This is a genomic window from Spirosoma sp. 48-14 (genome assembly GCF_001898575.1).
Lineage (GTDB): Bacteria > Bacteroidota > Bacteroidia > Cytophagales > Spirosomataceae > Spirosoma.
This window is the reverse complement of the sequence record NZ_MKUD01000041.1, coordinates 94,531-112,424: the sequence shown is the minus strand read 5'-3', so window position 1 is coordinate 112,424 and position 17,894 is coordinate 94,531. Positions and strand designations below refer to the sequence as shown.

Annotated in this window: 10 protein-coding genes; 1 reads left to right on the top strand and 9 read right to left on the bottom strand. The window is 49.5% G+C overall.

Annotation, left to right across the window (positions count from 1 at the left end; genetic code table 11):
• Positions 1-5: 5 nt before the first annotated feature.
• From BGO59_RS20720 to BGO59_RS20705, 4 genes are all read right to left on the bottom strand, one after another.
• Complete coding sequence (locus BGO59_RS20720) at positions 6-1,568, bottom strand: RagB/SusD family nutrient uptake outer membrane protein (RefSeq protein ID WP_293686323.1); 1,563 nt, start codon at positions 1,566-1,568, stop codon at positions 6-8.
• 25 nt (positions 1,569-1,593) lie between these two features.
• Positions 1,594-4,665: a TonB-dependent receptor gene (locus BGO59_RS20715; protein ID WP_293686321.1), complete on the bottom strand. Its 3,072-nt coding sequence runs from the start codon at positions 4,663-4,665 to the stop codon at positions 1,594-1,596.
• Between the two features lie 257 nt (positions 4,666-4,922).
• Entirely contained in the window at positions 4,923-6,041 is a 1,119-nt protein-coding gene (locus BGO59_RS20710) for a formylglycine-generating enzyme family protein (RefSeq protein WP_293686319.1), read from the bottom strand.
• 12 nt (positions 6,042-6,053) lie between these two features.
• Complete coding sequence (locus BGO59_RS20705) at positions 6,054-7,118, bottom strand: sterol desaturase family protein (RefSeq protein ID WP_293686318.1); 1,065 nt, start codon at positions 7,116-7,118, stop codon at positions 6,054-6,056.
• Between the two features lie 1,414 nt (positions 7,119-8,532).
• Between BGO59_RS20705 and BGO59_RS20700 the strand changes: the two genes are divergently transcribed.
• Complete coding sequence (locus BGO59_RS20700; protein ID WP_293686317.1) at positions 8,533-9,504, top strand: methylenetetrahydrofolate reductase; 972 nt, start codon at positions 8,533-8,535, stop codon at positions 9,502-9,504.
• Between the two features lie 63 nt (positions 9,505-9,567).
• Here the strand turns inward: BGO59_RS20700 and BGO59_RS20695 are convergent, their stop codons facing one another.
• The 5 genes from BGO59_RS20695 to BGO59_RS20675 form a co-directional block, all read right to left on the bottom strand.
• Positions 9,568-13,065 (bottom strand): PVC-type heme-binding CxxCH protein, encoded by a 3,498-nt coding sequence (locus tag BGO59_RS20695; RefSeq protein ID WP_293686315.1) that lies wholly within the window; start codon positions 13,063-13,065, stop codon positions 9,568-9,570.
• A 6-nt stretch (positions 13,066-13,071) separates the two neighbouring features.
• Positions 13,072-14,313, bottom strand: coding sequence for a GDSL-type esterase/lipase family protein (locus BGO59_RS20690; RefSeq protein WP_293686313.1), 1,242 nt, complete (start codon positions 14,311-14,313; stop codon positions 13,072-13,074).
• 75 nt (positions 14,314-14,388) lie between these two features.
• The gene (locus tag BGO59_RS20685) at positions 14,389-15,543 is read right to left on the bottom strand and encodes a VCBS repeat-containing protein (protein ID WP_293686311.1); all 1,155 of its coding nucleotides are present in this window, start codon (positions 15,541-15,543) and stop codon (positions 14,389-14,391) included.
• Between the two features lie 369 nt (positions 15,544-15,912).
• Positions 15,913-17,280 (bottom strand): AGE family epimerase/isomerase, encoded by a 1,368-nt coding sequence (locus BGO59_RS20680; protein ID WP_293686309.1) that lies wholly within the window; start codon positions 17,278-17,280, stop codon positions 15,913-15,915.
• Positions 17,281-17,475: 195 nt separating this feature from the next.
• The gene (locus BGO59_RS20675; protein ID WP_293686307.1) at positions 17,476-17,826 is read right to left on the bottom strand and encodes a hypothetical protein; all 351 of its coding nucleotides are present in this window, start codon (positions 17,824-17,826) and stop codon (positions 17,476-17,478) included.
• Positions 17,827-17,894: the final 68 nt, after the last annotated feature.

Sequence of the window (17,894 nt, the reverse complement as noted above, 5' to 3'; positions counted from 1 at the left end):
AACCCTTACCAGCCCGCATTCTGGGTGAGCTTCGGATTATTGTCGATTTCTGTTTGTGGAATCGGGTACAGATAGTGCTTAGCTGCCACATTGGTCTTGCCTACTTTTTGCAGGCTGGCGATCAGGATTCCATTACCGCTAGCGTCTTTTTCCCGAATCAGGTCGAACCACCGCTGGTATTCGTAGGACAGTTCAAGCCGACGTTCCAGGTAAACCGAGTCACGAAACTGATCCTTAGTCAAGCCCAGTGTCAGGTCGGCCAGACCCGCCCGTTTGCGTACCCGATTGATCGATTTATACGCTTTGGCCGTTGGTCCATTCACCTCATTTTCAGCTTCGGCATGGATCAGGAGCAATTCGGCATACCGGATAATGGGTACATTGGCTTCCGAGTTACTGGTAACGGCCGTATTGGCCGGGTCCCACCACTTATGCCAGAACGGGGTAGAATCATTGGTAACGGCGGTATTGACAATCGGAAGACCGTATTTTCTGCCATTTGTAGGGCTGGTAAAGTTTCGGACAAACGTGACATCCCGGCGTTTGTCCGACGCCTTGTAAAGCTTATAGATGCTAAAAAACTTGTCGTTGCCTTCCGTATAGAACCGAACCATATGGGCGTAGTTGCCGGTCAGGCCAGGAATCGAGGTAAAGATGGCTCGGGGGTTTTCGCTGTTGCCCTGGCTGTAGGAGTTCCCCTTCATCTGCACCGAGAAAATATGCTCAGCCCCATTTTTATAAGCCGGTAAGAACACCTGCGAATAATCGGATTTCAGATCATACCCATACGTCCCGGTGCCGCCATCGGCAGTCGATAAGACCTCTTCGGCTTTCGAAATGGCTTTCTGGTAGTTTTCGGCCAGTTTTAAGGGTAAGGACGCTTTAATGAGGTACACTTTTGCCAGCAAAGCTTTGGCCGCTCCCGATGTAGCTCTCCCTACGTCGGGGGCGCTATACGAAGCAGGTAATACCTGAGCCGCTTCGGTCAAATCTTTCTCGATCTGTGCGTACACATCCGCCGAAGGGGTCCGGGCAACGGCATAATCAGACGCATACACGTAGTTTTGATACTCGGTAATCAGAGGGACGTCACCGTACAAACGCACCAGATTGAAATAATAGAGAGCCCGTAAAAACTTAGCTTCACCCAGAATTCGATCTTTCGTGGCCGCCACAGCAAACGGAATAGCGGGTACTTTGGCCAGTACCACATTGGCTTTCCGAATGGCCGCATAGTGCTGTTGCCAGAGTTCATAGACCCGCAGATTACTGGTCGAATGGGCTAAAACCGACAGTGACCGGACATCGGGGTTCGTAGCGCCTGGTCCCGGATCTTCATCATCGCCAGCCATATTCATTCCCGTATTGAATAAGGTGTTGTAAGGCGATTGTATGCGTGCCGTATTCAGAAAGAAATACACGGCGTTGATGGCTGTTACTGCATCGGTTTCCGTTTTGTAATACTGCTCTTCAGCAATGATCGACTCGGGTTGTTCGTTCAAAAATTCCTTGCAGGAACTGGTAAGGGAAGCCGCCAGAACGAGTAAGAAGTGGGCGTATTTTTTCATGATTATTTACGAGTAAATGGAGTAATCAGAAGGTAATCGACAGGCCTGCCAGATAGGTCTTGCTATTGGGATAGATGCCGTCGTCGACCCCCCGGTTGATCAGGCTCTGCCCGTTTAAACTAACCTCTGGGTCGAAACCCGTGTACTTGGTCCAGGTAGCTGCATTCTGCGCCGATACATACACCCGTACATTCTGAAGACCAATTCGGGTAGCAACTGCCTTGGGGACCGTATAACCAAACGAAGCGTTTTTCAGCCGGTAGTAGGTCGCATCTTCAATAAACCGATCGGAGATAGTAATCGCGGGGTCCTGGTAAGCAGCCTTTACGTCCGTATTGGTGTTGGTTGGGGTCCACCGATTCAGCAGTACGTTGGAGAAGTTAGTATAGCCAGTTCCTAGTTCAAGGTTGGCGCGGTTGACATTGTAGAGCTTCCCTCCCACCGAAGCCTGGAAGAAAACGGACAAATCGAACCCTTTGTAACTGAAGGTATTGGTCAAGCCCGCTGTAAACTTAATCTGGTTATCAATGACAACCCGATCACCCGCCTGGGTAATCAGACCATCCCCGTTCAAATCTTTATACTGTTGCCCACCCGGTTTGTTGTTGGCCTGTGGCGTCAGGGGTTTGGTATCCTGCTGAATGATGCCATCCGTTTGATAGACAATGAATGAGCCGAGGGCGTAACCCACTTTTGCAATAGAAGGTGCTGAACTGGACGGGATATACTGATCGACCCCATCGCCCAGACTGAGAATCTTGTTCGTATTTTTTGCATAAACCAGAATGGTGTTCCACTTAAAAGGGCCGGTGGTGTTTCGGGAGTTGACATTTATCTCAATACCCTGGTTCGATACGGCGCCGATGTTTTGATACGTCGTTGAGCCTTGCCCGTTATAAACATCCGATAAGCCGGATGAGCCGGGAACGGTACGGGTTAGCAATAGATCCGTTGTCTTTTTGTAATAATAGTCGGCCGTCAGACGGATACGCTCGTTCAGCAAACCAACATCCAGGCCAGCATCCACCTGGAACGTTTTTTCCCAGCTCAACTTCTTATTGGCCACTGTACTGGGTGCGTAGCCAGAAACGGTAGCGCCCGAAAAGTTATACGGGTAATACGTTAACTGAGCCAGTGACTGATAGGGCGGTATGTTCTGATTCCCCGTCGACCCCGCACTGAGTCTAAGTTTTGCCGAACTAACATGGCGAACCTCACTGAAGAACGTTTCATTGCTGATGTTCCAGCCGATCGCTGCCGAGGGAAAATACCCCCATTTATTCCCGTCGCCAAACTTCGACGACCCATCGGCCCGGAAAGTGGCTGTAAATAAATAGCGCTCATCATACACATAATTAATCCGGCCTAAGTACGAAGCCAGTGTCCAGTCAACGGCTGACGAAGCGGGAGTTCGGTTAGTAATACCCGTTCCCAGATTATTGAAGGTAAGGGCATCGGAGGTGAAGCCTGCCGCTTCTGCAACAGCCCCTCTGGTTTTCGATTGCTGAGCCGTAAACCCAACCACCGCATTAAGCGTATGTTTGTTGCCAAACTGTTTGTCGTAGCTAAGCGTGTTTTCATTCAGCCAGTTGGTGGTATATAACGAGCCGACCAGGGCATTCCCACTCAGGGCCTGCCCCTCGTAGGTAGAGAGCGGGAGGTAGCGATCCTGCTTATTATCAACAACATCGGCACCTACCAGAACTTTCCCTTTCAGCCCCTGCGCAAAGGTGTATTCCGCCGAGAAATTTCCTAAAAAGCGGTTGGTGGAGGTTCTATTAATCTGGTTCAGCAGCGAGTTGATGGGGTTTGCATAGACAGTTTCGAACGGGCTGTTTTTAACGAATGAACCATCATTCTGGTAAACAGGCAGCGACGGTGGTGTTAAGATCAAAGCGCCTACGATGGCCGCTGGTGCTACATTTGCTTTGGTATTACTGCCGGTTATACTCGCCGAAAGCCGAAGGTTTTTGCTGTAGTTATGGTCGACATTAATCCGGGCCGAAATTCGTTTGAAATCTGTATTCAGCAGTACGCCATCCTGCTTAAAGTAGTTGAATGAAATACCCAATCGCGTTTTATCCGATCCCGAAGAGATGGATAGGCTATGGCTTTGCTGGGCGGCTTTGCGGAAGCCTGCGGCCTGCCAGTCGGTACCTGCTCCCGTAGTATCCAATGAATAACCCGACACACTGGGCAGGGTAGGCGTTTTGCCGGAGTTGATCGCTGCGTCTTTTCGGAGTAACCACCACTCTCGTGCATTGAGTAGAGGGAGGGTTCGGATCACTTGTTGCTGGCCGTAGTAGGCATCGTAACTGATGGATGACTTTTTGGCTGAACCGCCTTTAGTCGTAATAATCACAACACCATTAGCGCCCCGGGAGCCATAAATAGCGGTTGCCGATGCATCCTTAAGTACGTCAATCGATTCAATATCAGCGGTATTCAGCGACGATAGCGGATTGATTTTGGGGCCGTTGGTAACTCCGGCATCGGCAACACCGTAGTCATTGTTGATCGGGAAACCATCAATTACATATAGGGGGTCGCTACCTGCCGTAATGGAATTGCTTCCTCTGACCTGAACGCTTACGCCCCCACCCGGCTGGCCAGAGGTTTGGGTAACTGTCACGCCAGCAATAGAGCCCTGAAGCAGTCGTTCGAGTGAAACAACCGGCTGTTGTTTAATTTCCAGCGGAACAGAGGCTATAGAGCCGGTAATATCACTGCGCTTCACCGTCCCGTAACCAACTACGACAACCTCACTTAACTGACCGAGGTTTTCCTCCAGTTCAATATCGATTGTGCTGGAAACAGCCGCAACTTCCAGTGTCTTGTAACCAACATAGGTAATAATAAGGGTGAAAGGCAGCGTCTGGGCGGTTCTGAGTGTGAACTTTCCATTGACATCAGTCGAGGATCCATTCGTAATGCCTTTTATCTGAATGGTTGCACCGATCAGAGGCTCTTTCGTTCTGGCATCCACGACCTTACCCGTAACGGTAGAATTAATAACCGGTGTAGAACCTTGGGCGAAAAGATCGGATGATTGGATAAGCGTCCAAATCCATAGTAAGAAAATAAAACTTTTTTTCATTGATTTGTACTGGTTAGATAAACAATAGGGTGCTGTGTCAGTCGTGCCAACGACTGCACAAATTCGGTTGCCTCCGAGCCTTGTTTTGACCAGCCAACCCTGCTCCAACAGGGTTGGCTTTTTTAGTTACATGGGGTATTGTTAAAAAACTGAACTTGTTAAAATGTATAATTCATAATGAAAAATGTATAATGATTCTTTGAGTGGTCAACGACTCAAGGATGGCATTGTGCATTATTCATTTTTCATTGTCCATTTTATAAATGTTGAGGGGTTGATTCGGCCGTACGAACACAGCGAAAGCCTAGATTATTACTGGCACTTGTGGTTTCGCCTTTTCCCCGGCTACCAGCCTTGTAGCGAATACAGTATTGATCGCTGCACAGAAACGAGCCACCACGCTGCACATGTTTTACCGTACCCGGCTCATCGGGGTCGAAACTATCAGCAGGCCCTTTCGGATTCGCAGCGGGGCTTTTGTGGTAATAATCAGGGCGATACAAATCACTGCACCATTCCCATACATTGCCGTCCATGTCGTATAAACCATTGGGGTTGGCCGGGAAGGTTTTAACAGGTGCCGTCGTTCTGAAGCCATCATCGAGCGTATTTTTGGTAGGAAATGAGCCCTGAAAGATATTTGCGACCCATTTCCCTGCCGGTTTCAGGGTATTGCCCCAGTAGTAGGTTGCGTTCTTCCGGCCTGCCCGTGCCGCAAATTCCCACTCGGCTTCGGTTGGTAACCGTTTGCCCGCCCATCGGGCATAAGCCGCAGCATCTTCGTAGCAAACCTGCACAACGGGCTCATTGGCTTTACCTACCAGGTTACTTTGCGGACCCTGTGGATGCCGCCAGTTGGCGCCTGCTACGTACTGCCACCATTGCAGCGGATTTTGTAGTGAAACGGGTTGCGTTGGGGGCGTAAACACGGCCGAACCCGGCACGAGTTTATCGGCTGGAACACCCGGATAATCGGCAGGATTAAGCGGGCGTTCGGCCACCGTACGATAGCCCGTTGCTTTTACAAACGCTTCGAACTGTGCATTGGTAACCTCGTGCGTATCCATCCAGAAAGTGTTCACCGTCACAGTATGAACGGGTTTGGCGTCGGAAAAGTCAATCGACCCCATCTGAAAACTACTCCCTTTTATCAGTACCATATCAGCCGTAGTTTGCTCCCTGCCAGTCGTTGAAACCAGGCTAGTGCGCAGGGCTACGGCTCGCGATGGCACCCTGCACGTTGATCCCCCACAAAGAGCTATCGACTTTTGGGGAGTTTTGGCTGGATTTTGGGCGGGTATTCCAGTTTTACGGATGAACGCCATACCGACGATCAACAAAGCAACAACGGGAATAACGAATCGGAATGAGAACATAGGTCGTATCACTTAGGCACTCACCAGGTTGGGGGTAGCGGCTACTTCTTCATCACCCACTTCAGGGCCATTGGCAGCTAGCTCACTACCTTCTTTCTTCGATTTGAAGATCGGCCACAGAAACTGGGCGTACCATTCTTCCTCTTTGTAGAATTTGATACCGTAGGAAGTCGGATACTGGCGGGTAATCAGCCCGGTGCCGAAAATGACATCCCAGAGGAAAAACATATTCCCAAAGTTGCCTTTGTAATTCCCAACGCCATCATCGGCACTATCCGCATGGTGAGCGTGGTGCGTAGCGGGGGTGGAAATCAGTCGCTCCAATACCCAGGCAACGGGGTGTAATACCCGATACTTGTAAAAAGGCTTATCCCAGGGAATACTGCTATGGGCTGTCATCGTGATCAGCGTCTTTATCGCTGTTACGAACAGGGCCGGGTAGCCCAGGCCGAGGTAAATGAGCGTGGCTGTCAGGTACGTTTGCGAAAAGAAGATCGTGTAAATGAAATTTTGCCGACTAGCCATGGCCATTCCCATGTAAGGGGCTGAATGATGCGTCCGGTGGAAGCGCCACATAAACGGAATCTGGTGGTGCAGGCGATGATACCAGTACTGCGTCAGGTCATCAGCTACGGCTATCAGGAAGAAACCTCCCCAGAAAGGTACCCAGGAAAATACGTTGGCGTAGCCAGGCAGTAGTGTTGGCAAAAGGGTCAAACTGAAGTACGCTACTACCGGCGGCACCAGAAACTTGGGCGCTAAAAAGCAGACTATATCAATTTTCCGCTCAGTCGGTGTCCACTTATTGTCGTAAAGCCCCAGGGCAAATTCAAGGAATCCTAACCCGAGTGCCAACGCAATAAATCCCCAGGATTTAAGACTTCTAAAGACTGGCTCCAGAAACGTCAGAAAGGCCGGAGCTGATAGGTGCGCGTAATCTTTTACCGGATTTTTCCAGGGTGTTTCGCCGGTATACGTGAACCAGATAATAAGGGCGATAACGGGCAACGCGTACAATAGAACACTAATGAATGCATCGCGGGTAATTTTCTTGGCAGATGATTGATCCAGGGTCATTGTTTAGTAAATCACTTGGTTAACAAGAGTTTAATCAGAGTAAGACCGCTCCCCAAAATGGTAAGCGGGATTGCGTAAATCAGGATACTGACCCCAATTTTTTTCGCCAGAATTTTCACATCTCGAGTTGCCATAGTACGGATCACTCTCGATTCCGTAGTGGGAGGTCGAATTTGTCGAGACCGGATAAGTGCCCGCTGAAGAACCTGCACTTCAACAGCGATTGACTACCCTTTCAAAAACAGAATTCGCCACACACTACAGAATCGAAAGAAGTTTATGAGTTGATAGAAATTTATATCCTTACTGATTGAGGTTATGGTAAAGTTGAGCCCATTTACTAGATAAAGTATATGGATTTTATATAGTATTTTTTTACAAAAAAAGCCTGTTGATGAGGTGTTCTGACTGGGATGGGCAATCAGGATAAATTCGGAGGGGATACTGGGTCGAGTGAGCTGATACACTCAACAGCCAACAGGGGAGATTTCCCGAGCTGAGCTACAACTACAAAGTATAGAATGCCTGTGCATAACGACGGTTATTTATAAGTTCGAAAACTAGTACTAATCTAATATAAGGCTGACCAAAAAATTATAGCAGCCAACGCTCATAAGTCGATTAGTATAAATAACAACTACTTTGCAGGTAGTACTTGTCAGATGCCCCAAAGGTAGGAATGATTAATTTAGAAAAACAAACAAAAGACTAATTATTTTTTAAAATAGCCTCATTATCAACAATTTATTAAAATAAAAGATCGAACTGTTTTGAATAAATGCTCCTTACACCTACATTAGGAACGTGAGTGTCGGTTAAAATAAACTAGCCTGATCCACTGCGAACTCCCCCCTTTGAGCATCATTTATCAAAAACTATCGTTTATAACTATTTTGTTTTTCCGAGATTCTACAGTACAATAAATAGGGTATATATTCTATAGGGTTTTCAATTTAGTCTTTTTATTCTATGAATTTTATATGCTTCCATCAAAATTCGACTCTTCTTTCGCTTTCATCCTCAATAGCTAATAAAATACACGACCAGCATGATTTGGGAGGTATCAGCTTGCCTGCATTTGCGGGGAGGCCGTTTTGACAGGCGTATGGTTACGACGAGATATTACTTTCTACCCTAAGACCTTCATTGGCAATACCTATCATTTTGCGGCTCCGATTCATCTGAAAACTTAACAGACGTGCCATGTATGCAACCTGAACCAAATTCTTGATCGAAAATTATGACCATCTATTTGCCCAATGCAGAGGAAGGTACCATCTTTGCTGCTGTGTAAAATTTTGGCCTCGCAAACGAATGCCACACCCACCAGTATCCAGAACGTGTTCAATTGTGATAATAACCTCCTATTATCCTTTGTCGAAAAGCCGCCTGAATACCTAGTTCAAGTGCCACAATGTTTCTAGAAAAAATCAAATCCGCAGAATCCGGCGTGTTATTGTATGGTATCACGCCACCCAAAGTCGGTACGCTTCCTGAGCGTGTTGCCGAAATTGCTCAAAAAACAATGGAGCGACTGGCAACCCTGGACATCGATGCGCTGGTCGTATATGATGTTCAGGATGAGTCGGCCCGCACAAAAGAAGAAAGGCCGTTTCCGTTTATCAATGCGCTTGATCCATTTGCATTTGCCTCTACCTATCTGGCGCCTTTACCCGTCCCGAAAATAATCTATCGTCCTGCGGGGAAATTTTCGGCTACAGAGCTGTCAGAGTGGCTGGAAGGGCTACATAGCCACAATTTCTATCCGGTTTTTGTCGGCGTACCGGCACCAGATTTCCCTGTAAAAACGAGCCTGCAGGAAGCCTATACAATTTGGAGCAAACATCAGGACACGTCTGTAATCGGTGCTGTAACCATCCCGGAACGGCATAATCTGCTGAACGATGAAGATGTTCGCATGCTCGATAAGATGAACTGCGGGGTGTCGTACTTTATTTCACAATGCATTTTCAATCTCGATTATGCCAAGCAGGTTATCGAAGATCTGGCGCTTAGTTGTAATCGACAGTCTATAAAACCTCCAACGATCATTTTTACGATTACGGCCTGCGGTTCGGCCAAAACCCTCCAGTTTATGGAATGGCTGGGCATTCACGTACCGGAAGAGTTGAAGGAAGACCTAAAAACGTCGGACGACATTCTCGAAAAATCGGTAAACATATGCCTCGATATTGCGTCTGCACTGACTACATTCTGTATGGAACGCGCTATCCCCTTTGGCTTCAATATCGAAAGTGTAGCCATTCGAAAAGCGGAAATTGAAGCCTCGATCGACATAGCCAGGGGCATCGGTCAGATGCTGAAGGATAAAGGACTCCGAAAATCGTCACGAGCTGTTCCCATACCTACATCCGTAAACGAATAACCGATCACTGAAAAGCCTCTGCAAAAGCCAGGCTTTCCAATGATCGGTTATCTTCATGAGGGACTATCGCCCCATAACAAGCCGGACTTGTGCGGGCGATTGCGGAGCTTCCTGCAACTGGATACCCAATTGAGCCGCTGTAAACTGCGTACGATCAATGGCTAGCGTAATGGTCTGAACACCCTGAGGCAGATCGATAAGGGTACCCTGGGTGGACATTTTCAGGGGTTTCGAACCAACCCAACCCGTTACGCCGGCCGTTGATGTAAAGCCCAGATCGACGTTGCCTTTGCTAACCACTTCTAGATCGAACCGAACGAAACTGTACCGCTTGCCTGGGCCCACTTCCACAGTCGGCAATTCATTGATGGGTAATGTCCCGGATACGGTACTATAAATGGGCATAGTCGGCAGTTTTCCGGCATCTTTTGCTATATAACCCGTTCCGTCAGTAGCCAGTTTGCGCGCTAACTCTTTACTGGCCGAAACCGTACTCCATCGCCGGACAAACTGGGTTGTCGGCACACGGAACCCACCTGAGCCTCCCAGTTTAGACAGGAATCCAATCAGGTTAATAAACTCCTGCTTATCCAGACCAGCCGTCAGGCCAGAGGGCATCAGGGTACCGGGTGTTTTTTCAATCGTACTGATCTGGCTTTTCGGAATCGCAAAATCCTGGCCACCAACATCCCGCACAACGACTTCCGATAGCCCGTTACTGACCAGGTAGGCCATCATTTCAGAACCATCTTTTTTGACAATCCGCTGTAGTTCGTAGCCTTCTTTGATCGACAACGACGGATATAAAACCGAGCGAATGATGGTTTCAACCGGAGAACTGGTCCCTAAACTGCTCAAATCCGGGCCGATACGTCCACCGGCTCCACCGATAGCGTGGCAGTTCTGACAAAGCAGCTCACTCTTACGGAACACCTGTTCGCCCAGCGCTGGGTCTGCTGACTGGTTGACGGTTTGGGCTAAGGCCGTGATTTCGGGATTGCTTAACTGCTGCGGCATTCGCTCTACGGGCAGCGTACCACCTGAGGCCTCCAGCGCTTTTTGTAATCGGCTCACCTCCTCTGCCCGTTGCCGGTTAAAGGGTAAACTACGAGCCATCAGTTGTCTTCCCGATTTAGCAAATGATTCAGGGATTTTCTGGGCTGTGAGGGCATCGGCCAGCGCCTGTAGGCCAGCCTTGGTGGCAAAAAACGCCTGAAACAGATCGGTAGCGTCCGTTTCTGCGGGAACGGTTCTCAATAACCCAGTACCAATTCGAGCCGCTTCAGGCGCATCCACCGATACCAACTGGGCAGTCGCCAGTAATCGCAGGGCGGGTGTGTTACCTGGGCCACTTAGACCAATCAGCATCTTTTTCGATTGATCGCTCCCAATGGCTGCTAAGGCCCCTAAAGCCGCTTTCTGGATGGGTTTATCTCCTTTGGGAATGACACTGACCAGTCGGCTGCTCAGCTCATCCATCTGCCATAGTCCGATCAGTCGAATAGCGGCAGTGGCTACCTCTTCGTCATCGCTACTGATAAACTCAGCAATTCGGCCCAGGTCATTCGTTGGTTTTAGTTTCCGCTGACGGGCGGCATCGGCCAGTGTCGTTAAGCGGGCTACGGTTTGCTTGTCACGCTGGGCATTGCCCTGTACGGCCATGTCGAACAACGTGTTCAGGTCATCCGGTTTACCCCATTTAGCAATCGAGGCCAATACGTCTTTCTGATACGCATCGGGTACCTGCCCTTGCCGATAAAGCCGGGTCAATTGGGCAATAGCCTCCGAATTGCTCACCGATTTCAACGCAAAAACGGTTTTGCGGGCATCGCCCAAGAAATTTGGCTCCGCTTTTAGCCGATTGGCCCATTGCGGTTCAAGCTCACGAACGGTTTGCCAGAGCGCAAAATCAAGAAACTCGTCCATTGGCTGATCAAGTGCCGTCAATGCCGCACGAGCCGCTTCGGCCGACTGGAGATTCCGTAAAGCAACGACAGCCTCCAGCCGTACCCGTGGGTGGGCATCCTGTACCGCTTTAGCCAGCAGGGCAGGTTCATCCTTTATTTTTCCATGCCACAACTGAAAGGCCCGTAACGCAGCTGCCCGAGCGTTGTGATCACTGGCGTTCAACAACTTCAGCAGTAACGGTTCGTTTACAGTATCAAGGGTCTGGTAGGTCCACAGCGCTTCCAGCAGCAGGTGTTCGTAGTCGGCTGCTTTCGGGTCCAGTTTGGTTACCCATTGCTCCAGAACGGGAATTACGTCTTTGGCACCATGCCGTTTGAGCACTTGCTTGGCCTGCAAGCGTGTCCAGTCTTCGGGCTGGCGAAGCGCATCGAGCAATTCGGCAACTGTCGCTTTTTCCAGTTCGGGCCGTTTGACCAAGGGCCGATTTTTGGCCACGATGCGCCAGATACGTCCGTGTTGCTGGTCGCGACGGGGGTCGTGAAAATCGACTTCCCCATGCTGAATGATTGGGTTATACCAGTCGGCAACATAGATGGCGCCATCGGGGCCTACCGAAATATCGACCGGACGGAACGCGACGTGGTCTGTCCATAGCAAGTCGGCCAGTTGTTTCGATGCAAAGCCACTCCCCTGCTCTTCCAGTTTAAACCGATTGATCCGGTTAGCCCGAAAATCGTTGGTAATCAATGTTCCCTGCCAATCATCAGGAAGATGTCGTCCCGAAATAACATCCAGGCCCGAGTGTTTGGGCTGACCCGGATTAAGACCCCGAAGAATCCGTTCGGCACCGGGGGCCGTCAGGAAGGTTGCCCCAGGAAACGCGTAGTTAATTCCTTCGAAACCAGCTCCATCGGTCAAAAACGTTGTCCCCCAGCGCGTGAACTGTAACCCCCAGGGATTGACCAGCCCTTTGGCATAAATATCGAGGTCCAGATGCTCTGGACGCAGTCGCCACACGCCACCGCCTTCGAGTCGTTTGATGCCCGATGGCGTTTCGACGTGGCTATAGATGTAGATAGACTGATTGAAATACAGGCTCCCTTCTGGCCCCCAACGGAATGTATGAATCAGGTGGTGGGTATCGGCAGTACCAAACCCGCTCAGTATGCGCCGTTTTTTATCCGCTTTGCCATCGCCATCGGTATCCGAAAAATGCAGGATTTCGGTCGAATTAGCCACGTATACGCCACCATCGCCCGGAAGAATACCTGTCGGGGTAAGCAGCCCTTCGGCAAAAATTGTCGATTTATCAGCCTTGCCATCCCCATTGGTATCTTCGAGTACAAAAATCTTATCGTTGGCCTGCTCCCCCGTTTTCAGGTGCGGATAGGCCGTACTGCTCACTACCCATAGCCGTCCCTGGGCATCCCAGTTCATCTGAATTGGTTTGGCAACCAAGGGTTCGGCGGCAAACAAGGTTACCTCGAAGCCATCGGCCAATTTAAACGATTCGAGTTCTTTTTGCACGTCGGGGTCAGGCACATCAGGCGCTTTATCCTGATTGACCAGGGCCGTTGTCAGCACCAGTAACGGAACAAGCAGACTTTTACGGAGTAATGAAAAGAGAGGTATAAAATGATTGCGCGGCCTCATGGTGGGTTACTTTAGCTGAGTAAGGGAATAGGTTGCGGGCTTCGGTTGGTTGGTAGCCATAATTTCACCTTCCAGCCAGGTAATGAGGTAATTTTGCTCCTCCAGCCCTTTTTTATGACGGCCCTGCTCATAAGAACGAAAGCCGATGATGTACGTTTGATTCAGCGGTCGGTACTGGAAGAAATGTAGTTTGTTCTTCTTCTGAATCAAGGCCTGCAACTCCGCCGAGCGCGTAAACGATGGCCCCTGCCGAATAAGGATACCGTCGGCCCACTGCTTCGCCGACGCCGTCATTACCTCATCATTATCAACACGCAACGTATAAAATCCTTTTTTGAGCCCTTTAATGGTCAACATCTGCCCGTTGTCAACATCCAGGGCCTTGTCATCCTGTTTGGGGGCCGGAAGAGGCAGGAGAGCTTCATTGGCAATAAAAGTAACGCTGGCCGTTGATTTGTCGGTATTCAGCAGTTTGATAGGCGTAGCCGACTCAACAGCCTGTTTCGCCAGATCGATGGTCATACTGCTGGTACGAGGAGGTAGCGCCAGCCCGTTTTCAAAGGCTTTCGCCAGATAATAGTAGCCTGTTTCGTTGAGGTGAATACCATCATCGGTAATCAGCATTTGTTTACTGGCATCCTGAATCGGTTTGAACACATCGACATAGCGTTTTTTGCGTTCAGAAGCCGTCTGGGCAACGGTCGAAGCGTAGCGTTCCAACGCTGTATTTCGTTGGGTTACGTTGGCCGACGAGGGTAACAGGACGGGGATGGGCGACACCAGAATAGTTTGTGCCCCAAGCTGGTCAATTTTATCGATTAATTGATTCAGTCCCTGCTTAAAGCGTGACAACCCCGCTTCGCCATCCTGCGCTTCGACACCTCCATAGGCCAGAAAGACGACCGTTGGCTTTGCGTCGGCGAGTTGCTGGATGAGCAGTTCGTAGGGTGTGGGCGGAGTGGTTACGTAGCTTCGGGCCTCGCCAAACACATTATCACCCGACCACCCCAGGTTTCGGAACGTAATGGTTCGGCCAGGCCAGCGAGTGGTCAGTGCCATTTCAAGGTAGCCGAACTGTACATCGTCTTCGATGAGCGAATTACCCAGAAAAACAACCCGATCGCCATCGGCAAGCCGAAAGTCAGTATCAGGTTTACCGGAAACCGTTGGCGACTGGGCTGAAGCGATCAGGCAAAGCCCTATGAAAAATAAGCTTGAACAAGTCAATACAATTAGCTGCTTTCGCATGGGAAAGTATGGGAGGAGGATTGATTCTCGATCCTGAAAGAAAAGACGAACTACCGCTGGAAAATACCGGCTCACTTAGCGGGTTTCATTAAAAAATACAACAAGCCCGTCTTTTCCGGCAACAATTATATCCTTTCGGCCGGTGCCGCGAAGGTCAGCCACCGAAAAGTAGAGGCCTGCCCCTTTGCCTTCGCCAAATGGCCCGTAGCTGATAAAGTTCTTTGTGAAGGACTCGCCATTCCACTTGAAATAATACAGCCCCAGGGGGTCGTTCGCTCCAGGATCATTGCCGTTATGGGCCCGGTAGCGCTTTCCCGTGATCAACTCGTTTTCGCCATCCTGATCGATATCCACCCACTCCATCGTATGATACTGTGACTGAAAGGGGTCGATGGCATGCCGGGTAAAGGTTATGGTTTGATTAACCCGTTTTTGTTCGTACCAGTCCAGTCCGTAATTATGCCCCTGACCGACAATCACATCCATCAGACCATCCTTGTTCACATCGACCACCAGAATAGGAACACTGGCGTGGTCCAGGTTGAAGGTAGGGTGATGTTTCCACAGCGACTTATCCGAACGTTTAGCGGGGGCTTCCAGCCAGCCATCAGCTACAATGAAATCGCCCCGGCCGTCGCCATTAATATCCCCAAAGCCAAGACCATGCCCATGTTTCTCCGCCACCTTCGTAGCCGAAAACTGACCCGTCGGTTTCCCAGCCTGGTCGAGTACCAGGCTATAATACACCAACGGCAGACTGGGGGTATTGGGCACAATATCGATACGGCCATCGCCATCAACATCCCAGGCACGAATCGTTTCGACATTGCCCGACTGGGCGAGATCATGCTCTTTCCATTCGCCGTTGTTGCCTGGGTTTTCACGCCAGACCATTTTTTTGCTAAACCATCCTCCCGTTACATAATCCAGTTTGCCATCGCCATTGATATCGAGGGGAATGGTAGCAAAATCATCGAAGTATTCGCCTTTACGCTCACTCTGCCCGATCAGATGTCGGTTCAGAAATCCAGGGCCTTCGTACCAGTAACTCCCCGAAACCAGATCGGGATGCTGATCGCCATTAACATCGAACACCCCTACCGATTCAGCACTTTCGGAAGCGATCAGCTGCTTGCGAAAAGTAGCTCGCTTTACAGATTGACCGAAAGTCTGTTGTACACTACTCAGTAAAATAAGCGCAAGGAAGAGTTGTTTTTGTATTGTATTCATTCGTCGGGCACCCATGGCGTAAGTAAATTATTGCTGACCAGCTAAAATTCCTGAACAGTAACCTGTCTAAAGAAGGCCACTGTTCAGGAATTTTACTTAACCAGAAATGCGTTAAAATCAGGTCAGGCCAGTCACAAATTACCATTCCCCACCACTGATTCGGCTATGCCCCTGGAACATGGATACTAGTCAGCGACGAGCAGAACCAAACGCTATGACCAGCAAATGCAGGCTCGCATTACAACCTGGCAACGCATATCAAAGAGTTCTGGAATGGAACTACCTGGAAAACCATGCTTACCAACTAGCCCGCTGACGCCCGTAAATCATTCATTATTTTCCAGATTACTCCTGACCATGCCGGGTGAATCAGTGTTTTGTCGATGAATGGGAAGCAGGTTTAGTTCTGGAACGGTCGACGCAACCCGTTAACGCCCGGTAGGTATGATAGGCAGCTTTCCAGATATGCCCTTTAAGCGCTGTTTTTCGTTCGGGATCTTTGTCTAATCCCTCCTCATACCAGTCGCCATGCACGTGGTCGATCATGTAGGTCTGCACGTATTGCCAGAGCAATTTATACTGGTCAAAATAATGCATCGGATCGTTGGGAAACTGATCCGCCATCAGCAGAAGCGTGTTTAACCCTTCGGCCTGCGACCACCAGTTTTTGCTTTCATTAATGATGGTCATGCCGGGCTTGTCTTTGAAGTAATAACCCTGGTCGTAAAAGCCACCTACTTTTTTGTCCCAGCCGTTGGCTAGTGCATGGTCAACCATCCGTTTGCCGATCTGCCGGGTTTTGATATCATTTTTTAGCCCCAGAACGTGTGAGGCTTCCAGCATCAGATAAGCCGTTTCAACATCGTGGCCAAATGATACATGGTCCAGGTTACGGTGTTTCAGAATAACTGCTTCCGACGAATCGCGGAAGGATACGGGTTTCCAGTCGGGTTGAAAAAAGAGAACCAGATTGCCCTTGGGCGATGTGATCACATCCCGAACGAGGTGCAGCATTTCGGCCAGCCGTTCACGCACGAGTGGGTCAGGCCAAACGGTATAAAGTTCCGTTAAGGCTTCGAGCAGGTGAATAGAACTGTTCTGATCTTTGTAGCCCAGATCGGACGTGGAGGGCACCGAAGCATCGCGTTTGATGGGCGTTCCATCCCGACGCATGTGCTGAAAATAGCCTTTATACACTGGATCATGGCTGTGCTTTTCGAGCCAGGCAAACGACTTTTTCGCCAGATTCAATGCGGCCGTATCGTGCGACATGTGATAGTAGGCGCTCAGGGCATACAGCCCAAACGCATTTCCGTAGACGAGTTTCATATCCCCGCCTTTCACGTTTCCCTTCCGATCGACCAGGTTGTAAAAGCCACCGTACTCTTTGTCCCACATAACATCCCGCAAAAACAGAAAGCCGTGCCGGGAATTTTCTTTGTAGTATGTGACAGAGGGGTATCGTTCAGCGGCTTTGGCAGTTGTCCAGACATGCCGGGCCTGGGTCACGATCATTTTGTCCTGCGGGCCGGTGGGGGTAAAGTCGTAGGTAAACGTACTGAGAAAGCCTCCATACTCTTTATCGACCGACTGCGGATACCATTTATTAAGCATTTCGGTCTGAATGGATTTCTCCATTTCGGTCGCAATCCGCATCCGCTCGTCGACGGGTTTTTGCGCATACGAAAGATTCGTGAGGAAAGACGATGCGAGAAAGAATAGGGTTATATTTTTCATTTAGTCAGGCTAAAGGCAGTCGGGTAATTTCTCCCTACCTAGAAGTTCTTTCGCCTGGTTTTCTCATCACCCATTCGCTGTTTCTTCAAACTAAGCAACCTGACTCCAGCCATTCATCACATCAAACCCATCCCAATAATAAATGCCCACCCTTCGGCAGAAGAGCAGGCATTCAAACAGTTTCACAAAACTAACTTATCGCTGATTGCCATTGGATGACGAATCCCGATTCATGCGGCTGCTATTTCGTTTCATTTTCCGTCCATTGCGGTTCTGTCCCTGCGAATTTCCCTGATTCATGGTTCCGTCATTCATCGTTGCTGAACCCGAACTATTGCTATTTGAATTCATAGTCCGATCCGTCGATTGCTTATTCATTCGGGCCCGAGGGGGTTGCCCACTCCGGCTATTTGGGTCCGATGATCCATTTTGCGCGGCCGATCCATTTGTACCATTCCCTGTGCCACTACCTGTTGTGGATTGCGCCTGTGCGCTGAAGCTGGCTACCGCCACAAACAACGCTCCTATCATTACGATCTTTTTCATTGATTCTGTTGAGTTATTGTGTTTTCATCATCTAACTGGTTGCTCATGCGAATAGTGATGAATTAATC

What these genes read in the sequence shown, in the direction of transcription:
- BGO59_RS20720 (WP_293686323.1), bottom strand. Translation starts at nt 1,568, where the DNA reads ATGAAAAAATACGCCCACTTCTTACTCGTTCTGGCGGCTTCCCTTACC.
- BGO59_RS20715 (WP_293686321.1), bottom strand. Translation starts at nt 4,665, where the DNA reads ATGAAAAAAAGTTTTATTTTCTTACTATGGATTTGGACGCTTATCCAA.
- BGO59_RS20710 (WP_293686319.1), bottom strand. Translation starts at nt 6,041, where the DNA reads ATGTTCTCATTCCGATTCGTTATTCCCGTTGTTGCTTTGTTGATCGTC.
- BGO59_RS20705 (WP_293686318.1), bottom strand. Translation starts at nt 7,118, where the DNA reads ATGACCCTGGATCAATCATCTGCCAAGAAAATTACCCGCGATGCATTC.
- BGO59_RS20700 (WP_293686317.1), top strand. Translation starts at nt 8,533, where the DNA reads ATGTTTCTAGAAAAAATCAAATCCGCAGAATCCGGCGTGTTATTGTAT.
- BGO59_RS20695 (WP_293686315.1), bottom strand. Translation starts at nt 13,065, where the DNA reads ATGAGGCCGCGCAATCATTTTATACCTCTCTTTTCATTACTCCGTAAA.
- BGO59_RS20690 (WP_293686313.1), bottom strand. Translation starts at nt 14,313, where the DNA reads ATGCGAAAGCAGCTAATTGTATTGACTTGTTCAAGCTTATTTTTCATA.
- BGO59_RS20685 (WP_293686311.1), bottom strand. Translation starts at nt 15,543, where the DNA reads ATGAATACAATACAAAAACAACTCTTCCTTGCGCTTATTTTACTGAGT.
- BGO59_RS20680 (WP_293686309.1), bottom strand. Translation starts at nt 17,280, where the DNA reads ATGAAAAATATAACCCTATTCTTTCTCGCATCGTCTTTCCTCACGAAT.
- BGO59_RS20675 (WP_293686307.1), bottom strand. Translation starts at nt 17,826, where the DNA reads ATGAAAAAGATCGTAATGATAGGAGCGTTGTTTGTGGCGGTAGCCAGC.